Origin of the sequence: Acidocella facilis ATCC 35904, from assembly GCF_000687875.1 — a bacterium.
Classification (GTDB): domain Bacteria; phylum Pseudomonadota; class Alphaproteobacteria; order Acetobacterales; family Acetobacteraceae; genus Acidocella; species Acidocella facilis.
In genome coordinates this window covers 113,134-134,441 of sequence record NZ_JHYG01000004.1, presented here as the reverse complement: position 1 = coordinate 134,441, position 21,308 = coordinate 113,134, and the positions used below count along the sequence as shown (strand labels likewise).

General features: G+C 65.1%; 26 protein-coding genes and 1 other RNA gene. 18 read left to right on the top strand and 9 right to left on the bottom strand.

Annotated features, from left to right (window positions below):
• From T331_RS20135 to T331_RS0106815, 5 genes are all read right to left on the bottom strand, one after another.
• Window positions 1-246, bottom strand: coding sequence for a LapA family protein (locus tag T331_RS20135; protein WP_051622222.1), 246 nt, complete (start codon window positions 244-246; stop codon window positions 1-3).
• Window positions 247-290: 44 nt separating this feature from the next.
• The gene (locus tag T331_RS0106825; RefSeq protein WP_008493465.1) at window positions 291-614 is read right to left on the bottom strand and encodes an integration host factor subunit beta; all 324 of its coding nucleotides are present in this window, start codon (window positions 612-614) and stop codon (window positions 291-293) included.
• A gap of 132 nt (window positions 615-746) precedes the next feature.
• Window positions 747-904, bottom strand: a non-coding RNA gene (gene ssrS, locus T331_RS19425) — 6S RNA.
• Window positions 905-966: 62 nt separating this feature from the next.
• Window positions 967-1,290: a cell division protein ZapA gene (locus T331_RS0106820; protein ID WP_026439489.1), complete on the bottom strand. Its 324-nt coding sequence runs from the start codon at window positions 1,288-1,290 to the stop codon at window positions 967-969.
• Window positions 1,291-1,294: 4 nt separating this feature from the next.
• Window positions 1,295-1,534 (bottom strand): hypothetical protein, encoded by a 240-nt coding sequence (locus T331_RS0106815; RefSeq protein WP_026439488.1) that lies wholly within the window; start codon window positions 1,532-1,534, stop codon window positions 1,295-1,297.
• A 51-nt stretch (window positions 1,535-1,585) separates the two neighbouring features.
• Here T331_RS0106815 and T331_RS19825 point away from each other — a divergent pair, with 51 nt between their 5' ends.
• The 3 genes from T331_RS19825 (at window position 1,586) to thiE (ending at window position 3,815) form a co-directional block, all read left to right on the top strand.
• Entirely contained in the window at window positions 1,586-1,975 is a 390-nt protein-coding gene (locus T331_RS19825) for a hypothetical protein (RefSeq protein WP_155992635.1), read from the top strand.
• 57 nt (window positions 1,976-2,032) lie between these two features.
• Window positions 2,033-2,947, top strand: a complete 915-nt coding sequence (locus tag T331_RS0106805) for a class I fructose-bisphosphate aldolase (RefSeq protein ID WP_008493470.1) — start codon at window positions 2,033-2,035, stop codon at window positions 2,945-2,947.
• Window positions 2,948-3,179: 232 nt separating this feature from the next.
• The gene (gene thiE, locus T331_RS0106800; RefSeq protein WP_026439487.1) at window positions 3,180-3,815 is read left to right on the top strand and encodes a thiamine phosphate synthase; all 636 of its coding nucleotides are present in this window, start codon (window positions 3,180-3,182) and stop codon (window positions 3,813-3,815) included.
• A 174-nt stretch (window positions 3,816-3,989) separates the two neighbouring features.
• On the opposite strand, the gene T331_RS0106795 is transcribed toward thiE, so the two are convergent.
• A complete protein-coding gene (locus T331_RS0106795) occupies window positions 3,990-4,349 on the bottom strand; it encodes a hypothetical protein (RefSeq protein ID WP_008493473.1) in 360 nt (119 codons plus the stop codon).
• Window positions 4,350-4,401: 52 nt separating this feature from the next.
• Window positions 4,402-5,370, bottom strand: a complete 969-nt coding sequence (gene epmA, locus T331_RS0106790; protein WP_026439486.1) for an EF-P lysine aminoacylase EpmA — start codon at window positions 5,368-5,370, stop codon at window positions 4,402-4,404.
• 23 nt (window positions 5,371-5,393) lie between these two features.
• Between epmA and T331_RS0106785 the strand changes: the two genes are divergently transcribed.
• The 3 genes from T331_RS0106785 (at window position 5,394) to T331_RS0106775 (ending at window position 7,949) form a co-directional block, all read left to right on the top strand.
• Window positions 5,394-6,365 carry a lysine-2,3-aminomutase-like protein gene (locus T331_RS0106785; protein ID WP_026439485.1) on the top strand — a complete coding sequence of 324 codons (972 nt, stop codon included), beginning with the start codon at window positions 5,394-5,396 and terminating at the stop codon, window positions 6,363-6,365.
• Between the two features lie 170 nt (window positions 6,366-6,535).
• On the top strand, window positions 6,536-6,850 hold the full coding sequence (locus T331_RS0106780) for an ArsR/SmtB family transcription factor (RefSeq protein ID WP_008493476.1): 315 nt from the start codon (window positions 6,536-6,538) through the stop codon (window positions 6,848-6,850).
• 37 nt (window positions 6,851-6,887) lie between these two features.
• The gene (locus T331_RS0106775) at window positions 6,888-7,949 is read left to right on the top strand and encodes an alkene reductase (RefSeq protein WP_026439484.1); all 1,062 of its coding nucleotides are present in this window, start codon (window positions 6,888-6,890) and stop codon (window positions 7,947-7,949) included.
• Between the two features lie 41 nt (window positions 7,950-7,990).
• Here T331_RS0106775 and T331_RS17600 read toward each other — a convergent pair whose 3' ends face one another.
• Window positions 7,991-9,166, bottom strand: a complete 1,176-nt coding sequence (locus tag T331_RS17600; protein ID WP_051622220.1) for a YbfB/YjiJ family MFS transporter — start codon at window positions 9,164-9,166, stop codon at window positions 7,991-7,993.
• Between the two features lie 136 nt (window positions 9,167-9,302).
• On the opposite strand from T331_RS17600, the gene purC reads away from it, so the two are divergent.
• The 11 genes from purC to T331_RS0106715 all read left to right on the top strand — a co-directional run bounded on the left by purC (window position 9,303) and on the right by T331_RS0106715 (window position 19,659).
• The gene (gene purC / locus T331_RS0106765) at window positions 9,303-10,067 is read left to right on the top strand and encodes a phosphoribosylaminoimidazolesuccinocarboxamide synthase (RefSeq protein WP_008493479.1); all 765 of its coding nucleotides are present in this window, start codon (window positions 9,303-9,305) and stop codon (window positions 10,065-10,067) included.
• A 50-nt stretch (window positions 10,068-10,117) separates the two neighbouring features.
• Complete coding sequence (gene purS / locus T331_RS0106760) at window positions 10,118-10,360, top strand: phosphoribosylformylglycinamidine synthase subunit PurS (protein ID WP_008493480.1); 243 nt, start codon at window positions 10,118-10,120, stop codon at window positions 10,358-10,360.
• An 88-nt stretch (window positions 10,361-10,448) separates the two neighbouring features.
• On the top strand, window positions 10,449-11,684 hold the full coding sequence (kch, locus tag T331_RS0106755; protein ID WP_035179465.1) for a voltage-gated potassium channel protein: 1,236 nt from the start codon (window positions 10,449-10,451) through the stop codon (window positions 11,682-11,684).
• A gap of 240 nt (window positions 11,685-11,924) precedes the next feature.
• The gene (purQ, locus tag T331_RS0106750; RefSeq protein ID WP_026439482.1) at window positions 11,925-12,587 is read left to right on the top strand and encodes a phosphoribosylformylglycinamidine synthase subunit PurQ; all 663 of its coding nucleotides are present in this window, start codon (window positions 11,925-11,927) and stop codon (window positions 12,585-12,587) included.
• Window positions 12,584-14,752, top strand: coding sequence for a phosphoribosylformylglycinamidine synthase subunit PurL (gene purL, locus T331_RS0106745; RefSeq protein WP_026439481.1), 2,169 nt, complete (start codon window positions 12,584-12,586; stop codon window positions 14,750-14,752). The genes purQ and purL overlap by 4 nt, the downstream gene beginning before the upstream one ends.
• 16 nt (window positions 14,753-14,768) lie before the next feature.
• Complete coding sequence (locus T331_RS0106740; RefSeq protein ID WP_008493484.1) at window positions 14,769-15,002, top strand: BolA/IbaG family iron-sulfur metabolism protein; 234 nt, start codon at window positions 14,769-14,771, stop codon at window positions 15,000-15,002.
• Window positions 15,003-15,016: 14 nt separating this feature from the next.
• Window positions 15,017-15,352 (top strand): Grx4 family monothiol glutaredoxin, encoded by a 336-nt coding sequence (grxD, locus tag T331_RS0106735; RefSeq protein ID WP_008493486.1) that lies wholly within the window; start codon window positions 15,017-15,019, stop codon window positions 15,350-15,352.
• Between the two features lie 48 nt (window positions 15,353-15,400).
• A complete protein-coding gene (locus T331_RS0106730) occupies window positions 15,401-16,594 on the top strand; it encodes a glycosyltransferase family 4 protein (protein ID WP_026439480.1) in 1,194 nt (397 codons plus the stop codon).
• Window positions 16,595-16,695: 101 nt separating this feature from the next.
• Entirely contained in the window at window positions 16,696-17,544 is an 849-nt protein-coding gene (locus tag T331_RS0106725; RefSeq protein ID WP_026439479.1) for an EAL domain-containing protein, read from the top strand.
• A 106-nt stretch (window positions 17,545-17,650) separates the two neighbouring features.
• Window positions 17,651-17,917 carry a DUF3253 domain-containing protein gene (locus tag T331_RS0106720; RefSeq protein WP_008493490.1) on the top strand — a complete coding sequence of 89 codons (267 nt, stop codon included), beginning with the start codon at window positions 17,651-17,653 and terminating at the stop codon, window positions 17,915-17,917.
• Window positions 17,918-17,919: 2 nt separating this feature from the next.
• Window positions 17,920-19,659, top strand: a complete 1,740-nt coding sequence (locus tag T331_RS0106715) for an ABC transporter ATP-binding protein/permease (RefSeq protein ID WP_244876907.1) — start codon at window positions 17,920-17,922, stop codon at window positions 19,657-19,659.
• Window positions 19,660-19,794: 135 nt separating this feature from the next.
• Here T331_RS0106715 and T331_RS19105 read toward each other — a convergent pair whose 3' ends face one another.
• Window positions 19,795-20,952 (bottom strand): Hint domain-containing protein, encoded by a 1,158-nt coding sequence (locus tag T331_RS19105; RefSeq protein WP_051622219.1) that lies wholly within the window; start codon window positions 20,950-20,952, stop codon window positions 19,795-19,797.
• Between the two features lie 200 nt (window positions 20,953-21,152).
• Here T331_RS19105 and T331_RS19820 point away from each other — a divergent pair, with 200 nt between their 5' ends.
• Window positions 21,153-21,305, top strand: coding sequence for a DUF3309 domain-containing protein (locus T331_RS19820; protein WP_155992634.1), 153 nt, complete (start codon window positions 21,153-21,155; stop codon window positions 21,303-21,305).
• The last annotated feature ends 3 nt before the right edge of the window (window positions 21,306-21,308 follow it).

The window sequence follows — 21,308 nt, the reverse complement described above, 5'->3', positions numbered from 1 at the left end:
TCACCTGATTATCGTCGGCTGCGTCACCGGCACCGCCGGCGCCGGCGGGGTCAGCTCCACCACACGCTTCTCGGCCTGGCGCGCCCGGCGCCGCCAATGCAACTGGCGCGGCAGCGCCACCAGCAGCCCGATAAAAAACCCGATGGCCAGCGCCACCACCGCCACCGGCCCCAGCCAGGCGGAGGCGGAGCCAAACGGCCAGAACCCGATCTGCACCGGCACCCGGTTGGAGAGCACGAAAATCACCAGCGCCAGGATGACCAGGAAGCCGATGATGAATTTGATGGATTTCAGCTCTTTACTCCACTCGTCTTCTTCGCCGCGGCGGGTGCGGCGGGTTTGTTGATCCGCTCGCGCAACTCCTTGCCGGCCTTGAAGAACGGCACGGATTTCTGCGCCACATCCACCGTCTCCCCGGTGCGCGGATTGCGCCCGGCGCGGGCCTGGCGGCGCTTCACGGTAAAGGCGCCAAAGCCGCGCAGCTCTACCCGCTCCCCGCGCGAAAGTGCGGCCGTCATCTCGTTGAACAAGGCCGAGACGATCTTCTCCACATCCGCGACGGTCAAATGCGGGTTGTCTTCCGCCAATCCAGCGATCAATTCCGAACGTGTCATGAGGTCCCCCAACGCTCAACGATGCCAGGATGTAACAGGCAGGTCAACAATTTCATAGGGTTCGGACGACAAACCGGCTTGTTATCGCCAATTTCATCTTCGCTATAGAGTCTTCGCGACAAAGCAGGGGAAGGTGGAGCCACCCTGGCCGTTGGCGTTTGCATCCTCCCAAGGCCTGCAAGTGCAGGTGGGTGCCAGATATCCGGACCAGGGCCCGGACAGAGCCAGCTCCCGAGGGAAGTGCTTAACGGCCCAGGGGATGTCTTGCCTGACGCACCGGGCAGCTCCGCGAACAGATTTAGGCAAGACCCGCGCGCCCCGCAATCACCTTGAGGGCGCTATTTTCGAAAAATCAGAGATCCAGCAGGTCGGAGGCGATTTCCTCGGCCCGCGCCGCCACCCGGCGCAGCCGCGCCCGGCGCTCGCCATAGGCCCGCGGCGTCGCCGCCACCGGCGCGCTGGCCGGCGGGTTGGTTTTCACATCATGCAGCTCGTCGGCCAGCAGCAGCGCGGCCAGCATCAGCAGCCGCGCCTCCCCGGCCTGGCCGCCGATCGCCTTGATATGGGTGATACGCTGCTCGATCTCGGCGGCCATCTTGCCGAGATGCTCCTCCTGCCCGTCCTCACAGCCGACCTGATAGGCATAGCCATTGATGCGGATGGTGACCTGCGCCATGGGCTTATTCCTCCGTGGGGGTCTGAGGCGGGGTGAGGCCGCCGCGCAGCCGCAGGATCACCTGGTCCAGCGCGCTGGCCAGGGCCTCGCGGTCAAGCTCCTCCTCCTGCGGGGCAGGATCCTGGGGCGCAGGATCCTGGGGCACAGGCAGGGCGGCTTTACCGTTGCGGGTCACGGATGCGATCTTGCGCAGCGCGTCCTCGATACGGTTCAGGATTTCGTCTTCAGATTCCGACTCAGACATGCCAGCCATTCAACCCGAGCGCGCCGTGCGCGGTCAAGGAGAACCCCGCAGATGAATGATGAACTCTCACCCTTGCCCCCGGCGGTGATGGTGCACGGGCTCTCAGCCGCGCGGAAGGCCCTGGCCCCCGGCCTGGCGGTGACCCTGCTTTCCGCCCCCAGCGCCGCCCTCATTATGGGGGCGGCCTGGTGGTGCGCCCTGCTCCGCGACTCGGGCCATGCCGGCCCTTCCCTGCTGGATTGCGCGGATGCGCCCGGCCGCGCCGCCGAGGCGCTGGCGCTGGGCTGCCAGGGGCTCATTCTCGCCCCCTGCCCCGCCTGGCCCGAGATCGCCACCCAGGCCCGGCGCAACGGCGCGATTCTCCTCGCCACCGCCCCCGCCTATCTGGAGCTGAGGTTAAAGCCCTGCGAAAAACGGCTGATCTCCTGGCTTGGCGGATGACAGCGCGTTGTTCTTGGGTTACATCGCCGCCAGTTTCCCCAAGGAGGACTGGTTCAGATGGCGATGACCGAAACCGTTAAAAAAATTCTCTCTCACTATGAGAGCGACAATCCCGGCACCAAGACAAACCTCGCCCGCATCCTGATGCAGGGCAAGCTGGGCGGCACCGGCAAGCTGGTCATCCTGCCGGTCGATCAGGGCTTCGAGCACGGCCCGGCCCGTTCCTTCGCGCCGAATCCGGCCGCCTATGACCCGTATTACCACTACCAGCTGGCCATCGATGCCGGGCTCTCCGCCTATGCCGCCCCGCTCGGCATGCTGGAAGTCGGCGCGTCCGAGTTCGCCGGGCAGATCCCGACCATCCTGAAGGTCAATTCCTCCAACTCGCTCGCCACCGACAAGAACCAGGGCCTCACCGGCTCGGTCTCCGACGCGCTGCGCCTGGGCTGCTCGGCCATCGGCTTCACCATCTATCCGGGCTCCGAATTCGCCTTCGACCTGATCGAGGAAATCCGCGAGATGGCGGAAGAGGCGAAATCCGCCGGCCTCGCCGTCGTCGTCTGGTCCTATCCGCGCGGCCCGATGCTCGATAAGGCCGGCGAAACCGCGCTGGATATCTGCGCCTATGCCGCCCACATGGCCGCCCTCATCGGCGCCCACATCATCAAGGTGAAGCCGCCGACGGATGTGATCTCGCTAGAAGCCGCGAAGAAATCCTATGCCGGATTCGATGCCTCCACCATGGCCAAGCGCGTCAAGCACGTGGTCGATAGCTGCTTCGCCGGCAAGCGCATCGTCGTGTTCTCGGGCGGCGAGGCCAAGAGCCTGGACGCGCTGTACGAGGAAATCCGTGGCCTGCGCGATGGCGGCGCCAACGGCTCCATCATCGGCCGCAACACCTTCCAGCGCCCGCGCGAGGAAGCCCTGGCGCTGCTGCAGAAGATTATCGATATTTATTTGAACAAGGCGTAAGGCAAAGGGGCTTTACCCCTTTGAACCCCAGCAGGGGCCTCGCGCCGGAGGCGCGCCTCATACAAAGCGGCGCCCCTTTGGGGCGACGCCCCTGCACCCCGCTGGGGCCGAGAGGCCCCAGACCCCACGACTTTGGGCAACCCATGCGGCCACGCCCGGGACCCAGGTCGCAAAAGTTTTTGGGTGCAGCCTTTTTCCAAAAAGGCTGCTCTTTCTTTTTCAAGAGTTCTTCATGCCCGATTGCCGCCTCTACCTCATCACCCCGCCCATCCTGCCCGAGAATTTCGAGCGCCTCCTCGCCGAAGCCCTGGATGCCGGCGACGTCGCGGCCCTGCAATTGCGCCTGAAGGACGTGCCGGAAGCCGAGCTGCTGCGCGTCATCGACCGCCTGCGCCCCATCGCGCAAAGCCGGAACGTCGCCTTCCTGCTCAATGACAATCCGGCCCTGGCGGTAAAATCCGGCTGCGACGGCGCCCATGTCGGCCAGACCGACATGCCCGCCAAACAGGCCCGCAAAATCCTCGGCGATCTGACCCTGGGCGTCACCTGCCACAATTCCCGCCATCTGGCCATGGAAGCCGGCGAGGCCGGGGCCGACTATGTCGCCTTCGGCGCCTTCTTCCCCACCACCACCAAGGCACCGCCGGAAATGGCGGAGATCGAAACGCTGAAGCTCTGGGCGGAGACCATGGAAATCCCCTGCGTGGCCATCGGCGGCATCACCGCCGAAAACTGCGCCCCCCTGGTGGAAGTCCGCGCCGAATTCCTCGCCGTCTCCGGAGCTGTGTGGAACCACAAGGAGGGTGCGGCCGCCGGCGTCAAAGCCATGCTGCACGCCATCGAGGCCGCGACGCCGCCGGAGGCCTAAAAAAGAGGCTTAAAAAAGGTGTGGGGTGTTTTTGAAAAAACACCCCACACCCCCAAAAACGTTTATCAGTTTTTAGAGCAATATGTGTTTAGGTTGACGCGCCAGCGTCAAGATAACCACATGAAATTGCTCGCCAAAACAAAAGCTAGAGCATCAAGCTAAAAGCTTGAAGCTCTAGCGGCAATCATTCCCACGCAGCGTATAATTCTCCACCTTGCCGCCCTGCAGCGCGAAGGTCGCCTCACAGCTGTAAATCTGCACATCCGCAGGCAGGCCGCCATACGCCCCCCAGCCCGGTCCCCAGCCCCATCCGCCCCAGACAGGCCCCATCGGGATGCTCTGCGCGTCATACCGCAGCGTGTAGGCCAGATAGGTGATATCCCCCACCTTGATCTGCCGCTGCGGCACGCCGAACTGCGCCACCAGCGTCGCTTCCGGCGCGCCGATATAGCTCGCCAACCGCGTATCCAGGCTCGGCCCCGTCGCACAACCGGCCAGCCCCAAACCCAAAGCCAGAGCATAAATCGGACGCATCGAAAAACTCTCCTTCAGAGCCTCTTATAGAAAAACTCTCCTTCAGAGCCTCTTATATAGGTGCCGCGGGCAGCCATAAAACATCGGCAATGCGCCTGGCATTGGTCGCCAGCATCGCCAGCCGGTCGAACCCCAGCGCGATCCCGGCACAGGCCGGCAACTGCCCCACCGCCTGCAGAAATTCCTCATCCAGCGCCCAGTCCGGCCCATACAGGGCATGCCGCCGCGCCCGGTCCTCGATAAACCTTGCCCGCTGCTCCGCCGCATCCGTCAGCTCGACAAACGCATTCGCCAGCTCGATGCCGCAGACATACAGCTCAAACCGCTCCGCCACCCGTTCATCCTGCGGGCATCTACGCGCCAAAGCCGCCTGCGCGGCCGGCCAATGGGTGAGAAACGTCGCCCGCCCCCGCCCCAGATGCGGCTCGATCTTCTCCAGCAACAGCCGGAAAAACAGATCCTCCCACTCCTCACCATCCCGCAGCGCCACCCCCGCCTGCGCCGCCAGCGCCCTTGCATCCCCCGCCGTGCCCAGCACATCCGCGCCGGCATAGCGCGCAAACGCCTCCGCCACGCTCAGATACTCGGGCTCATCCAGCACGGTGGTGATCCCCCGGCAGCTCACCGCCGGCGGCAGCGTCGCCTGCAACAGTGCAAACGTCTCCGCCATCAGCGCGCCCATATCCGCATGCAGCGCGTACCATTCCAGCATGGTGAATTCCGGCGCATGGGTGTCGGACCATGGCTCATCGCGCCACACCCGCGCCATCTGAAAAATCGGCCCCGAGCCTCCGGCCAACAGCTTCTTCATCGCGAATTCCGGCGAGGTGTTCAGCCATTCCTCCCCGGCCTGGCGGGCGCGAAGATGCACCTCCTCCCCTGGTGCCGCCACGGCATAAGGTGTTTCCACCTCACTATAGCCGCGCGCGGTGAAGAAGGCGCGCACGCCCGAAGCCAGAAGATTGCGCCGGCGCAGAAGCGCCATGCGGTCGGGCAGGGTCTGCCAGGGTTGAGAGCTCATGCCCGCCGGTTTACACGCTCCCGATGCCGGACGGAATTTCCTCTCCCAAACAACGCACGCTGCGCACCCCGCAAGAGCTGGTGCAGGCCGGGCTGCTGCCGCCCGAAAAGCTGGCGGACGCGCAGGCCGTCGCCACCCGCTACGCCATCGCCGTGCCCCCCGCTTTGGCCGCGCGCATCGAAACGCCGTCCGACCCGCTGGGCCTGCAATTCATCCCCGATGCGGCGGAGCTGATCACCGCTCCGCATGAGGATGCCGACCCGATCGCCGACGAAGCCCTCTCCCCTATCCCCGGCATCGTCCACCGCTACCCGGACCGGGCTTTGCTGAAGCCGCTGCTGGCCTGCCCGGTCTATTGCCGCTTCTGCTTCCGCCGCGAACAGGTCGGCCCGGATGGCGGCCTGCTCTCCGCCGATGAACTGGACGCCGCCTATGCCTACATCGCCGAGCGCCCCGCCATCCGCGAAATCATCCTCACCGGCGGCGACCCGCTGATCCTCTCCCCGCGCCGCCTCGGCGACATTCTGCGCCGCCTGCAGGCGATCCCCCATGTCGAGCTGCTGCGCATCCATAGCCGGGTGCCGGTGGCCGACCCGTCTCTGCTCAGTGACGCGCTGCTGGCCGCCCTGGACATCGAAACCCCGCTCTACATCGCCGTGCATGCCAATCACGCCCGGGAATTCTCGCCCGAGGCCAATGCCGGCCTGCGGCGCCTCTCCCGGCTGGGCCTGCCGCTGCTGGGCCAGACCGTGCTGCTGAAGGGCGTGAATGACAGTGAGGACGCGCTGGCGGCGCTGTTCCGCGCCATGCTCCGCGCCCGGGTGAAGCCTTACTACCTGCACCAGCTCGACCCCGCCCCCGGCACCGCGCGCTTTCATGTGGAACCGGCGCGTGGGCGGGAGATTTTGGCGGCGCTGCGGGGCCGGATCAGCGGGACGGCGTTTCCGACCTATATTCTCGATCGGCCTGGGGGGCTGGGGAAAATCCCTTTATAAGCAAAAGTTTTTTGCGTCGCTTTTTTTCAAAAAAGCGACAGAAATGTTGGGGGTTTTGGCACTGCCAGTGCCATTCCCCGGGCGTTTGTGGGAACTTTTTGAAAAAAGTTCCCACACCCTCAAAAACTTTTGCCCTTTAAATCGGAAATTACCGATCTAAATATCGACAGATGACGATGCAGAGCCCGCCCGCACTGGATGAAATCCTGAAAGCCCTCGCCAACCCGGCGCGGCTCTCCATCCTGCGCGGGCTGCGCGACCCGGCAAAGCATTTTCCCGGCCAGGACCACCCGTATGAATGGGGCGTCTGCGCCCAGAAAATCGAATCCGCCTGCACCCTGTCGCAATCCACCGTCTCCGGCCATCTCGCCATCCTGCACCAGGCCGGCCTCATCACCGCGAAAAAATGCGGCCAATTCGTGTTCTACCAACGCGATGAAGCCGCCATCGCGGAATTCCTCACCCTGCTGAAGGCGCAGCTATGAGCGCGCTTTTCCTCTCAACCTGAAACAAGGACGAACCATGCCCAATTTGTTTGACCCGCTGAAGCTCGGCGAACTCACCCTGCGCAACCGCATCATCATGGCCCCCCTCACACGCTGCCGCGCCTCCGAAGGCCGCGTGCCCAACGCGCTGATGGCCGAATATTACGCCCAGCGCGCTGATGCCGGGCTGATCATCACCGAAGCCACCTCCGTCACCCCGATGGGTGTCGGCTACCCGGACACGCCCGGCCTGTGGAGCCAGGAGCAGGTGGAAGGCTGGAAGCTGGTCACCAAGGCGGTGCATAACAAAGGCGGGCTGATCTTCGCCCAGCTCTGGCATGTCGGCCGCATCTCCGCCCCGCTCTATCTGAATGGCGAGCTGCCGGTGGCCCCCTCGGCCATCGCCGCCCAGGGCCATGTCAGCCTGGTGCGCCCGCTGCAGGATTACGTCACCCCGCGCGCGCTGGAGCTCAGCGAAATCCCCGGCATCATCGAATGCTACCGCAAGGCGGCGATGAACGCGCAGATGGCCGGGTTTGACGGTGTCGAGATCCACGGCGCCAACGGCTATCTGCTCGACCAGTTCCTGCAGGATTCCACCAATCAGCGCACCGACGAATATGGCGGCTCCATCCAGAACCGCGCCCGGCTGCTGCTGGAAGTGGTGGACGCCGCCGCCTCCGTGTTCGGCCCGGAGCTGGTGGGCGTGCATCTCGCCCCGCGCATGGACAGCCATTCGATGGGCGATTCCGACCGTCTCGGCACCTTCACCTATGTCGCCCGCGAGCTGCGCGAAAAGAACATCGCCTTCATCTGCGCGCGCGAGCACCAGGCGGAAGACTGGATCGGCCCGCAGCTGAAGAAAGCCTTCGGCGGCGTCTATATCGCCAATGAGGGCTTCACCAAGGAGAGCGCCGAGGCCGCGCTGGCCGATGGCGTGTGCGATGCCGTCGCCTGGGGCAAGGCCTTCATCGCCAACCCGGACCTGGTCACCCGGCTCAAGCAGAACGCGCCGCTGAACGAGCTGGATACCAGCACGATGTATGGCCAGGGCCCGAAAGGCTACACCGACTACCCGGCCCTCGAGACCGTCGCCTGACCTCCCCCAGCCCCGCTTCGGCGGGGCTGGTTTTTTGGCCATCAATAAGCCTCAGCGGCGGCCGTCAGCCTGAGGCAGAGCCCGATCAGGCCGATGCTGACCAGCATCGCCAGCGCGCCGATGCCAAAGAGCAGCTCATAGCTGCCGGTGAGATGGAACAGGTTGGAGAACAGCGCCGCCACACCGGCCTGCATCACCGCATAGGCCATCGTCGCCAACCCCCAATCGGCGGAGAGCCGGGCCGGCGGCACCATGCCGGCAATCGCCCCCGCCACCAGCATCACCGAACCCAGTGCGATGGCGCCCACCACCAGGGCGGAGACCGCCAGCGCCAGCTGCGCGTGCATCAGCAGCGGCAGCGCCACGCCGCACCCCATCAGCACATACCCAGCCCCCAATGTCGGCAGAAAGCCGAACCGGTCGGCCACCCGCCCCAGGATCAGCGGCCCCAACATCGCCGCCACCCCCAGGCAGGCGGCCAGCTCCGCCCCCGCCGCCACGCCGCGCCCAAGCCCCAAAGCCGCGAAGCTGGAGAGGAACAGCATATGCGGCACGAAGCCCAAGGCCGAGAGCGCATAGGCGGTGATCATCAGCAGCACCACCCGCGGCGGCAGCCCGTTCGCGGCATGGCGCGGCGGCGGGGTGATCCGCGCTGGCGGCATCATCAGCGCCACCGCCAAGGTCGCCGCGACACTGACAACGCCCAGCACGATCCAGGTGCAGACCAGCCCGCGCGCCAGCAGCAGCGGCAGCAGAATGGCGCTGAAGGCCGTGCCCGCCCCCATCCCGGCGAAGGTGATGCCCGAGACCTTGCCGCGAGCCCGGGCCGGCGCCCGGCCGACCACGGCGGCGGCCATCAGCACCATCAAAATCCCGCCGGTGATGCCAGAGAGCAGCCGCCAGGCCCCGAACCAGAGCCAGCCCCAGTTCAGCGCCGAAGCCAGGATGGACAAGGCGGTCAGCCCCATGAAGCCCAGCACCGCCGGCTTCGCCGCGAAGGGGCGCCGCCAGACCCGCATCACCGCCGCGCCGATGAAATAGCCGGCCAGATTCGCCGCCCCCAGCCAGAAGGCGGCGGCCGCGCTGTACCAATGTGCCTTCGCCAGCGCCGGGACGATCGGCGCGAAGCCGAACCGGGCCACGCCGATGCTGACGAACATGGCCAGAAGACCGCAGAAGGCGGCCCGGTTGATCGGGAAGGTTTCGGGCGTTTCCATGGTTAAAGTCAGATAGCCTGACCCGCCCTTTCGCGCAGCCCGGCCAGGGTCTTGGCGCCCATGCTTGGCCCCCCATGGTATTCCGGGGGCACCCTTGGTATAGACCGGCTCCGTTAATTTCGAAGGTTGTTCCGCCATGGCCCGCCGCCGCCAGCTCTATGAGGGCAAAGCAAAGATCCTGTTCGAGGGCCCCGAGCCCGGCACCCTCGTGCAATATTTCAAGGACGACGCCACCGCGTTCAATGCCCAGAAGAAGGGCACGATCACCGGCAAGGGCGTGCTGAACAACCGGATCAGCGAATTCCTGATGACGAAGCTGGCGGAGATCAACGTCCCCACCCACTTCATCCGCCGCCTGAACATGCGCGAGCAGCTGATCAAGGAAGTCGAGATCATCCCGATCGAGGTGGTGGTGCGCAACATCGCCGCCGGCTCCATCGCCCAGCGCCTGGGCATCCCGGAAGGTACGCGCCTGCCGCGCTCGATCGTTGAGTATTATTATAAGAACGATTCGCTGAACGACCCGATGGTGGCCGAGGAGCATATCACCGCCTTCGGCTGGGCGACCCCGCCGGACATGGACGACATCGTCCATCTCACCCTGCGCATCAATGATTTCCTCACCGGGCTGTTCCTCGGCGTCGGCATCACGCTGGTGGATTTCAAACTGGAATTCGGCCGTCTCTACGAGAATGACGAGATGCGCGTGGTCCTGGCGGACGAGATCAGCCCGGATAATTGCCGCCTCTGGGATGCCAAGACCAACGAGAAGATGGACAAGGACCGCTTCCGCCGCGACCTCGGCAAGATCGAGGAAGCCTATCAGGAAGTCGCCCGCCGCCTGGGCATCCTCCCCGAAGCCGGCTCCCGGGACATGAAGGGCCCGGAGACGATGCAATAATAATTGCATCCGAACGATCCGCAGCAATTGATAAAAAGGTTTTGTGATAGATGAAGGCCATTGTCACCATCATGCTGAAAAACGGCGTGCTTGACCCGCAGGGCAAGGCCATTGGCCATGCGCTGAATAATCTGGGCTTTGACCAGGTGGGCGAGGTGCGCATGGGCAAGATCATCGAGCTGGAGCTGACCGAGACGGATGCCGCCAAGGCTAAGACCCAGGCCGAAGATATGGCCCGCAAGCTGCTGGCCAATACCGTGATCGAGAGCTTCAAGGTCGAAATCGCGGCCTGATTCGGGCAGGGCGCTTTACTTCCGCGCCCTGGCTCTGCACTTAAAGGGGCATGTCTGCCCCTTTTTTCATATCCGCGCGGTGCGGCTGATGCCGCGGCTGCGGGCTGGCCTGGCAGCGTTGCGGCGGTTGCTGCTGCGGCTCTACCGCAAGATGCGGCTGGATCTCTGGTTCCCGCAGATCCCGCTGGGGCTGGCGGTGGGGGCGGCGGGGATGATCGCGCTGCAGCCGGCGATCCGGCGCTACCTGTCCGAATATCTGCATCTGCAGCTCTCCGGCCTGTTCGATGCGTTGCATCCGCTGGATGCCAAGGTGCCGGCGCTGATCCTGCAGGGCGTGCCCAGCACCATCATCGGGGTGTTGCAGATTTTCGTGGCGGTCGGGTTGCTGCTGCGCTCGCGCCTGGCCTGGATCGCGGCGCTGCTGATGGCGCTGGCGCAGGGGGCGCTGGCCATCGGCTACAGCCATGATGCCTGGTATTCGCCGCCGGTGCTGTATATCGGCACGGTTTTCATCATCCTCTCCGCCGCCGGGCGCAGTTTTCAGCGCTCCTCGCTGGCCGCCGGCACGCTGTTCGCCGTCGCCGCGACGCTGCTGCTGATCACCTATGGCGTGCTGGGTTCGCTGATCTTGGGCCAGGGCTTCGCGCCGCCGATCCTGGATATTCAGCAGGCCGCCTATTTCACCATCGTCACCATGTCCACCGTCGGCTATGGCGATATTCTGCCCAAGAGCGACGAGGCCAGGCTGTTTGTGATGTCGCTGATCGTGGTGGGCATCACCGTCTTCGTCACCTCGCTCAGCGCCGTGGTCGGGCCGCTGGTGCAGGGGCGGCTGAGCCGCATCATCGACCCACATCAGAGGAAGCGCATGAAACGGGTGAATCATTACATCATCGCCGGCTCGGGCGCGCTGGCGCATAACACCGCGCGGGAATTGCTGGCGCGGGATAAAGCCGTGGTTGTCATCACCGATGAGGATGAGGATTTCGGCGCGGCCGAGATGGTGCATGGCGACGCCACGGAGCTGGACGTGCTGCGCCGCGCCGGGGCGGAGACGGCGCATGCGGTGCTCGCCCTGTCGCCGGACGATGCGGAGAATGCGTTCGTGATTCTGGCGCTGCGCGAGATGGGGTGCGAGGCGAAGAAGGTTGCGGCGGTGAGCAGCCGGAAGAATCTGGAGCGGGTGCGCCGGGTGCAGCCGGATATGATTTTGGCGCCGAACGTGTTTGGCGGCGAGGTGCTGGCGATGGCGCTGACGGAGGAGAAGATTGACGGCAACACGCTGGTGGAGCGTCTGCTGGATGTGGGCGCGCGGCCTGCCTAAAACAAACCTTTGAAAAATTTATAAAAGTTTTTTGGGGCCGCCCCTTTTTTTCAAAAAAGGGGCGGAAACGTTCGGGGTGGTGGCAACGTCGTTGCCGCCACCCCAGACGTTCGTGGGGACTTTTTTCAAAAAGTCCCCACACCCCCAAAAACTTTTGGCATTTTATTTAAGGGGTCTTTGCACGGGCGCCCTGAGCCAAACCGCCTTGCTTGGCCGCGCCAGTTCCGGCATTAGCCCCCCATGCAAGCCGCCATCCTTCTGTTCCCCGGCATCAACCGGGAACGCGACATGATCCTGGCCGTGCGCCAGAGCTTTGGCCGTGAACCGGCGATCGTCTGGCACAAGGACACGGAGCTGCCCGCCGGCACCGACCTCGTGATCCTGCCCGGCGGCTTCTCCTTCGGGGATTATCTGCGCTGCGGCGCGATGGCGGCGCAAAGCCCGATCATGCGCGCGGTGAAGGCCCATGCCGAGCGCGGCGGCTATGTTCTGGGCGTCTGCAACGGCTTCCAGATCATCACCGAGGCCGGGCTGCTGCCCGGCGCGCTGCTGCGCAATGCCGGGCTTCGCTTCCTCTCCATGGACACCATGCTGAAGGTCGAGCGCGCCGATACCGTGTTCACCTCGAAATGGGACAAAGGGGCGGTGTTCCGCGCGCCGATGGCGCATGGCGATGGCAATTACACCGCGGATGAGGCGACGCTCGACCGGCTGGAAGGCGAAAACCTCGTCGCCTTCCGCTATGCGGACCAAAACCGCAACGGCTCGGCACGCCGCATCGCGGGGATTTTCTCCCCGAACCTGCGGGTGCTGGGGCTGATGCCCCACCCGGAAAACCTCGTCGACCCGCTGATGGGCGGCATCGACGGCAAACCCCTCTTTGACTCCCTGGCGGCCGCATGACTGAAATTAATGAAACGCTCGCCAAATCCTTCGGGCTCAATGCCGAGGAATGGGGCAAGGTGCTGGAGATCATGGGCCGCACCCCCACCCTCACCGAGCTTGGCATCTTCTCGGTGATGTGGTCCGAGCATTGCTCCTATAAATCTTCCCGGGTCTGGCTGAAGGAGCTGCCGACCAAGGCGCCCTGGGTCATTCACGGCCCCGGCGAGAATGCCGGCGTGATCGATATCGGCGAAGGGCTGGCGGCGATCTTCAAGATGGAGTCGCATAACCATCCCAGCTTCATCGAGCCCTATCAGGGTGCGGCGACCGGTGTGGGCGGCATTCTGCGCGACGTGTTCACCATGGGGGCGCGGCCGATTGCCAACCTCAACGCGCTGCGCTTTGGCGACCCGGCGCTGCCGGTGACCAAGCGCGTGGTGGATGGCGTGGTGCGCGGCATTGGCGGCTACGGCAATTGCGTCGGCGTGCCGACCGTGGGCGGCGAGGTGAATTTCCACCCGGCCTATAACGGCAACCCGCTGGTGAATGCGATGACCGTCGGCATCGCGCATCAGGACAAGATCTTCCTCTCCGCCGCCGCAGGTGTCGGCAATCCGGTGGTCTATGTCGGCTCCAAGACCGGGCGTGACGGCATCCATGGCGCCACCATGGCGAGCACCGAGTTTGACGCGGCCTCCGAGGATAAGCGCCCGACCGTGCAGGTCGGCGATCCGTTCACCGAGAAGCTGCTCATCGAGGCCTGCCTGGAGCTGATGCAGACGGACGCGATCGTCGCGATCCAGGATATGGGTGCGGCCGGCCTCACCTCCTCCTCCGTCGAGATGGCGGGCAAGGGCGGGGTCGGCATCGAGCTGAATCTGGACGATGTGCCGCAGCGCGAGACCGGCATGAGCGCCTATGAGATGATGCTCTCCGAGAGCCAGGAGCGCATGCTGCTGGTGCTCAAGCCCGAGCGCTCGGACATGGCCCGCGCCATCATCGAGAAATGGGATCTGGATTACGCCGTCATCGGCCATATCACCGATACCGGACGCATCGTGGTCAAGCATCAGGGCGTGGTCGAGGCGGATATTCTGCTCGCCCCGCTGGCCGATGAGGCCCCGCTTTATCGCCGGCCGATCGCGGAAACCCCCAAGCCCGCGAAGCTGCCGCCGATCGAGGCGCATGCGCCTTTGGATCAGGCGCTGCTGAAGCTGATCGGCTCGCCGGATCTGTGCTCGCGCCGCTGGATTTTCGACCAGTATGACAGCTCGGTCGGCGGGCAGACAGTGAAGCGCCCGGCCCAGGCCGATGCCGCCATCGTCCGGCTGGAGGGCTCCAAGCGCGCTTTGGCCATCACCACGGACGTGACCCCGCGCTATTGCGTGGCGGATGCGGAAATGGGCGGCGCCCAGGCGGTGGCCGAGGCCTGGCGCAACATCACCGCGACCGGCGCGAAGCCGCTGGCGGTGACCGACAACATGAATTTCGGCAATCCGGAAAAGCCCGAGATCATGGGCCAGTTCGCCAGCGCCATCAAAGGCATGGCGGCGGCCTGCACGGCGCTGGATTTCCCGGTCGTCTCCGGCAATGTCTCGCTTTACAACGAGACCGAGGGCCGCCCGATCCTGCCCACGCCGGCCATCGGCGCGGTCGGCGTGATCGAGGATGCGGCTTTGGCGGTGGGCTATGGGCTCAGCCCCGACCTCACCTTGCTGGTCATCGGCGAGACCAAGGGCGAGCTGGGGCGCTCGCTCTATCTGCGCGAAATTCTCGGCCGCGAGGAGGGCGCGCCGCCGCCGGTGGATCTGGCGGTGGAGCGGCGCAATGGCGATTTCGTGCGCGGGCAAATCCTCGCCGGCGCCGTGGCCGCCTGCCATGACGTCTCCGATGGCGGCTTGCTCGTCACCGTGGCGGAAATGGCGCTGGCCGGGGATTGCGGCGCGGCGCTGACCGGCGCCGGGGCGGCTGAATATTGGTATGGCGAGGACCAGGGCCGCTATGTGCTGGCCGTGCGCGATGCGAGCGCGGTGCTGGCCGCCGCCGCCGCCGCCGGTATTCCGGCACAGCATATCGGCGCGTCGTCGGAAGAGAAAAAATTGACTCTGCCGGATGGCCTTGCCATATCTCTGCCTCAATTGCGCGATGCCCATGAGGGGTTCTTCCCTCGCTGGTTCGCCTGAAAAAGGGTTTTAATAGATGGCCATGCCCGCGGGTGAGATCGAAGCTTTGATCAAGGCCGCCTTCCCTGACGCCACGATCCGGATCGAGGATCTGGCGGGAGATAACGACCATTATGCCGCCTATGTGGTGTCCGAGGCGTTCCGGGGCGTGCCCCGGGTGCGCCAGCACCAGATGGTTTACGCCGCCCTGCAAGGGCGCATGGGCGGTGAACTTCATGCCCTGGCGCTGCAGACAGCGGCCCCGGAATAAGGACCAAATACCCCATGGATAACCCCGTTTTTTCCACCATCCAGGCGCAGATCGACAGCGCCCCGGTCATGCTATTCATGAAGGGCACCCCGCTCTTCCCGCAATGCGGCTTCTCCGCCCGCGTCGTGCAGATCCTGAAGCATGCCGGCGTCGCCTTCTCTTCGGTGAATGTGCTGGAAGACCCCGAGATCCGCGACGGGATCAAGCAATTCTCCAACTGGCCGACCATCCCGCAGCTTTACGTGAAGGGTGAGTTCATCGGCGGCTGCGACATCGTCACCGAGATGTATCAGAGCGGCGAGCTGCAGACACTGCTCACCGAAAAGGGTGTCACCCAGAACGCGGCCTGACCGCGTGACGCAAAGGCAGGTGATCGCCATCCGTGACCGCGCCCGCCCTTGATCGTTTTCGTCACTGACGAACTGCCCAGACCAGGCGCCGCCGGGCATCTGGCGCTCAATTATGAAATTCTGGACTGGCTGCGGGCCGAGGGGCGGGATGTGACCATCCTGCTCACCGGCGCGCGGCTGGCTTCGCCGTTGGCCTGGCTGGACGGGATGCGGGTGGACGGCCCAGGGCTGCGCCGCTATGGCCGGCTGGCATGGCCCGCCACCCTGCCCGGGCTGGCCCAGGCCACCGCCCGGCTGGGGCTGCGCGCCCTGCCGAGGCGACTGGCCCAGACTTTGCGGGCCCGGCGCAACCGGGCGGATGCGGTTCTGGGCAGCTTCGCCAGTGCGGCGGATCTGCGCTGGTGTGCGGCCGCCATCGCCCGGCTGCAGCCCGAGGCGGTGCTGATCGACACCATCTTCCGGGCCGCTTTGCTGGCAGCCCCCGAGCTGCGGCAGGTGAACAACCTGCTGATCACCCATGACCTGTTCCATCGCCGTGCCGAGGCGCTGAGGCTGGCCGGCTACAAGGTGCGCCCGGAGGGGCTGACCCGGCAGCGCGAAACCGAGCTGTTGGCCCGCGCCCGGCATATCACCGCGATCCAGCCCGAGGAGGCGGCGATTTTGCGCCAGATGTGCCCCGGCGCCGATATCCTCACCGCGCCGATGCCGGCCCTGCCCTGCCCGCCCCCGGCCGGACAAATGCGGCTGCCGGGCCGGCTGGTGTTCATCGGCAGCGACACTTTGCCCAATCTGGACGGGCTGCGCTGGTTTCTGAGCGAGATCTGGCCGGGGCTACGGGGCCAGGGGATCACGCTGGATCTGATCGGCGATTGCGGGCCGGCGCTGCGGGCGCTGCCCGAGGGGGTGAAGGCGCTGGGACGGGTGGCGAAGCTCGCCCCGCTGCTGCACCGGGCGGCGCTCGCCATCGCGCCGTTGCGGGCCGGGTCGGGGCTGAAGATCAAGATGCTGGATTATGCCCGGCACGGGCTGGTCACCATCGCCACCCCGGCGGCGCTGGAGGGGTTCGCGCGGGACGATGCCGCGCCCTTCATCCCGGCCACCGGCGCGGCAGATTTCGCCGTGGCGATCCTGCGCCATATCGCCCCGCCGCCCCCGCCCGAGCCGGCCCTGGCCTATGTGGCGGCGCATTACGGCCGGGCGCACACCTTCGCGTGTTTGCGAGAGGCGTTAATTTCGGCCTGAATCCTGGGTTTTGTTAGGGGGATGTTAAGAGAGGCCGGGCAAATTGGCGCCATGCGCCTCCTGCACCGCCCAGCCCGCCCCTCTCGCCCCCGCGTGGCGCCATGACCGCGACACGCCAAGAATCGGATCATGCCGCCGAGGCTGAGCTGCGGGCGGAACGGGAGCTGAAGCAGCATAATGCCCGCCACCGCATCACCGAGCGGCGGCGCGTCATCCAGAAGCTGCGCCAGGCCTTGGCCACCAACCGGCTGGCGCTGCATTTCCAGCCGATCATCGCGCTGGCATCCGGGCGGGCCTGCGCGGCGGAGGTACAACTGCGGCTGGACCATTCACGGCGCGGGCTGATCCCGGCGGGGCATTTGCTGCCGCTGGCCGAGCAATCGGACATGATCATCGATCTCGGCGCCTGGATGCTGCGCCAGGTCTGCGTGCAGGCGGCCCAGATGCCGCGGGATTTCACCCTCTCTTTGGCCTTGTGTCTGCGGCATCTGCGCTCCGGCCAGCTGGTGAAGCATGTGCTGGAAGCGTTGCAGCACGCCCAGGCCGAACCCTGCCAGCTGGAATTGCTGATCACCGAGGAAATGCTGCTGGATGCCAATGAAGATACGGTCTTCGCGCTGCGGGCCCTGCAGGGTCTGGGGCTGCGGCTGGCGCTGGACCATTTCGGCACCGGCTATGCCTCGCTCGCCCCGCTGCGCAAGCTGAATTTCTCCACCTTGCGGCTGGACCGCTCGCTGGTGCGCGATATCGAGGCGGATGGCGCGGCCGGCATCGTGCAGGCGGCGGTGGAGGCGGGGCACGCGCTGGGCTGCCAGGTGCTGGCGGACGGGGTGGAAAGCCAGACCCAATATGATCTGTTGCGCCGGCTGCGGGCGGATCTGGCGCAGGGCAGTTTTTTCAGCGCCGCCCTGGATGGCGCGGCGCTCGGCAGCCTGCTGGCACGGCGCTGAAGCCTGGCCGCTCGGCTGGCGGCACTCACCCGGCGCAACGCAACTTTGCAAATCGCAATATGCTGCACCTTGATGCCTCCGCCGCTTGCGGCATAACTCTGTTCCCATGACCGCCGATCCCGCCGAACAGGCCATTCTCGACACGCTCGCCCAGCGCGGGTTGGACAAATCCATCTGCCCCACCGAGGCGGCGCGCGCGCTGGCGGGCCATCCGCAGGATGAAAGCTGGCGCCGCTCGCTGGCGCCGGTGAAGCTGGCGGCGCAGCGCCTGGCGCGGGCCGGGCGGATCGAGATTCTCCGCAAGGGCAAGCCAGTCGATCCCGAGACGCTGCATGGCGTGATCCGCCTGCGCCTGACCCGTCCGGAGGGCTGACTTTGCGCCATGCGATGACGAATTTCCTCACCGGCTTCGCCGAGGGCGTCAGCCTGGCCAAGCCCTATTTCAAATCCGAGCAGAAATGGGTGGCCTGGGGGCTGCTGGGCGCTGTGGTGGGGCTGAATCTGCTGCTGGTCGGGCTCAATGTGATCCTGACCTACTGGAATAATGATTTCTTCAACGCCATCCAGGCCTATGATTCGAAGATCGTCGTCGCCCTTCTCTACATGCCGGTGATACGGGTGCCGGGCAAAGGCGCCATGCCGGGCTTTCTCGAGCTGGTGGTGATCTATGTGCTGATCGCGGTCTACGCCACCTATCTCAGCCAGATGCTGCAGATCAAATGGCGGCAATGGCTGACCACCCATTATGTCGAAAACTGGCTGCAGGACCGGGCCTATTACAATATCTCGCTCTCCCACGCGCCCAGCTCGATCATCGACAACCCGGATCAGCGCATTTCCGAGGATTTGAATAATTTCACCACCAGCACGCTCTCGCTCGGCATCGATTTCATCACCAATGTGGTGACTCTGTTCAGCTTCGTGTTCGTGCTCTACAGCATCTCCGGCTCGATCACGCTGCTGGGCGTCACCATTCCCGGCTATATGCTGTGGGTGGCCATTCTGTACGCGCTGGTCGGCACCGGGCTGACCCATCTGATCGGCCGCAAGCTGGTGCCTTTGGCCTTCAACCAGCAGAGGCTGGAAGCGGATTTCCGTTACCGGCTGGTGCGCATCCGCGAGCATCCCGAGGCGATCGCGCTCTCCCATGGCGAGGCGCAGGAAGAGGGCGAACTGGTCGGCAGCTTTCAGTTCGTGCGGGATAATTTCTGGGCGATCATGCGCCGGACCAAGGCGCTGAATTTCTTCACCATCTCCTTCAATCAGGTGGCAAGTATCTTCCCGCTGGTGGTGATCCTGCCGCGCTATTTCGCCAAGAAGATCGGGCTGGGCGGGTTGAGCCAGATCCCGATGGTGTTCGGCCAGGTGCAGGGGGCACTCTCCTGGTTCGTCACCTCCTATTCCGGGCTTGTCGCCTGGCGCGCCACCGTCTCGCGTCTCTATGGCTTCCGCGAGGCGATGGAGACGGCGCGCGCCATGGCCGCCGGCGGGCCGCGCTTGCAGGCGGGTGGCGAGGGTCTGGCGCTGCGCGATTTGACGCTGACCCTGCCCGATGGCCGCAAGCTGCTGGACCGTGCCAGCCTGACCTTGCCGCCGGGCGAGCTGGTGACGATTTCAGGCGCCTCCGGGACCGGTAAATCCACCTTGTTCCGGGCGCTGGCCGGGATCTGGCCCTATGGCCAGGGCGAGGTGACGCTGCCGCAGGGCAAGCTGCTGTTCCTGCCGCAAAAACCCTATTTCCCGCTGGGCACGTTGCGGCGCAATCTCGCTTATCCGGGGCCGGAAGCGGGGCTGGATGATGACGCGGCGCGTGAGGCGCTGGCGGCGATGGGGCTGGGGCATCTGGCCGAGCGGCTGGATGAGGCGGCGAATTGGGGGCTCGCCCTTTCGGGGGGCGAACAGCAACGTTTGGCGCTGGCGCGGGCGATTCTGGCGAAGCCGGACTGGCTGTTTCTGGACGAGGCGACCTCGGCCCTGGATGTGGGGCTGGCGGGGGAGATCCGCGGCGCGCTGCGGGCGCATCTGCCGGGGACGACGATTGTGGCGATTACCCACCACGAACAAGGGCCGCGCCAGGTACGCTTCGCGCAAGCCCAGCTATCGCCTAATTTTTAAAAGTTTTGGGGTGCAGCCCTTTTTTCAAAAAGGGCTGCAAAATGTCTGGGGCAGTGGCAACGCCGGTGCCACCGCCCCAAACGTTTGTGGGGACTTTTTGAAAAAAGTCCCCACACCCCCAAAAACTTTTGCTCTTTAAGCCAGTTTCAGGCCCGGCTGGCGGGCAGCGATGCGGGCACGGATCTGCGCCAGCCCCTCTCCCTCCAGGCAAAGCGGCGCGAAACTTTCCGTCTCGCGGCGCTGCTGCATCACCGCCGGCAGCACCGCCATGGTCTTGTCCGCATTGTCGAACATGCTCCGATGGCCGGTGTCCAGGAAGGATTCCACCGCGCAGCCCTCGGCAAACAAGGCGCCATGCGCTGTCAGCTCGATATGATAATAAACCACCCGCGAAACACTCTGATCCTGGCGGATGGAATTCCAGTTGATCAGCATTTTCGCCGGCACCAGCACCCCTTCCAGATACAAGGCATGATCCGGCGAGAGGCAGAGGCGCCGGGATGGCACCCCCTCCTCCAGCGCGCCGGGCTCGATGATGACCGGGCGCAGCGCCTCTGGCCTTGCCGCCCCCTCCAGCGTCACCGCCCGCCGGCCGATCCAGATAATCTCCGCCTCGCCGCCCTCGGGCGTGATGACGCAATCCCCCACCCGCAGCGCCTCCACCCGTACCTCGCCGCGCGTGGTCAGGATCAGCGTGCCTTCGGCAAAGCAGGGATTCACCACCTGCTCGGCCGTGATCACCGCATCGATGAACGGGTTGTTGAGATTGCTGGCCGGATTCGCGCGCGGGGCGAAGGCGATATCCAGGCTCGCCTGGTTGGCGACGCTGCCGAACAGGCCCAGCGCGATCTCGTCGAGGACCAGCTTCTCATTGGCATCCAGCGTGAACGCGTTTTCGGCGACCATCCCCACCGTGCCATTGTCGATCGTGGCATGGTAGCCGCTGAGTGCGGCCAAGGTGGCCTGATAGGCGAAGCTGGCATTGTCGGTGCCGGCGACATCCAGAGTGCTGAACAAGCTGTCGATCGACTGGATGACGATCTGGTCCCCGGCGATGCCGGCATAAGCGCCGGGACGCATATTGGCGACGGTGCCGCCGCCGAAACTCGCCACGGTCATGATGGTGCCGTTGATATCCGCCGTGCCGGCCACCAGCCCGGCGCGGGTGAAGAGCAGCACGCCATCGACCGTGCCGGTATTCTCAAAGGTCAGGTTGGTCGCGACGACATAAGGCGAGGTGACCGTGAGGGTCTCACCCGTGGTGATCAGCGAATTATAGCTCGAGTTCGACATGCTGCATCCCGTGTTGGCGCGCCAGAAGGCCGGTTTTTGACGGCCTATACCCAAGATTGTAGCGGAACCGGTTAATTACGCAATAAAATCGAAACCGCGCGCGACGATGAGGCATTCATGAAAACCCCGCAAGCCAGCGGTGATGCGGGCGTCACCTCCTTATATCCGGATCACGATTTATTTCCGTCGAGGAGTTATTCATGCGCGCCTTGCTCATCATTCTGCTCATCCTGCTGCTGCTGGGCGGCGGCTTTGGCCTGCATGGCGGGCTGTTCGTCGGCACCGGCGGGATTTATTATGGCGGCGGCTTCGGGCTGCTGCTGATCGTGATCCTGGTGCTGCTGATTTTGTAACGC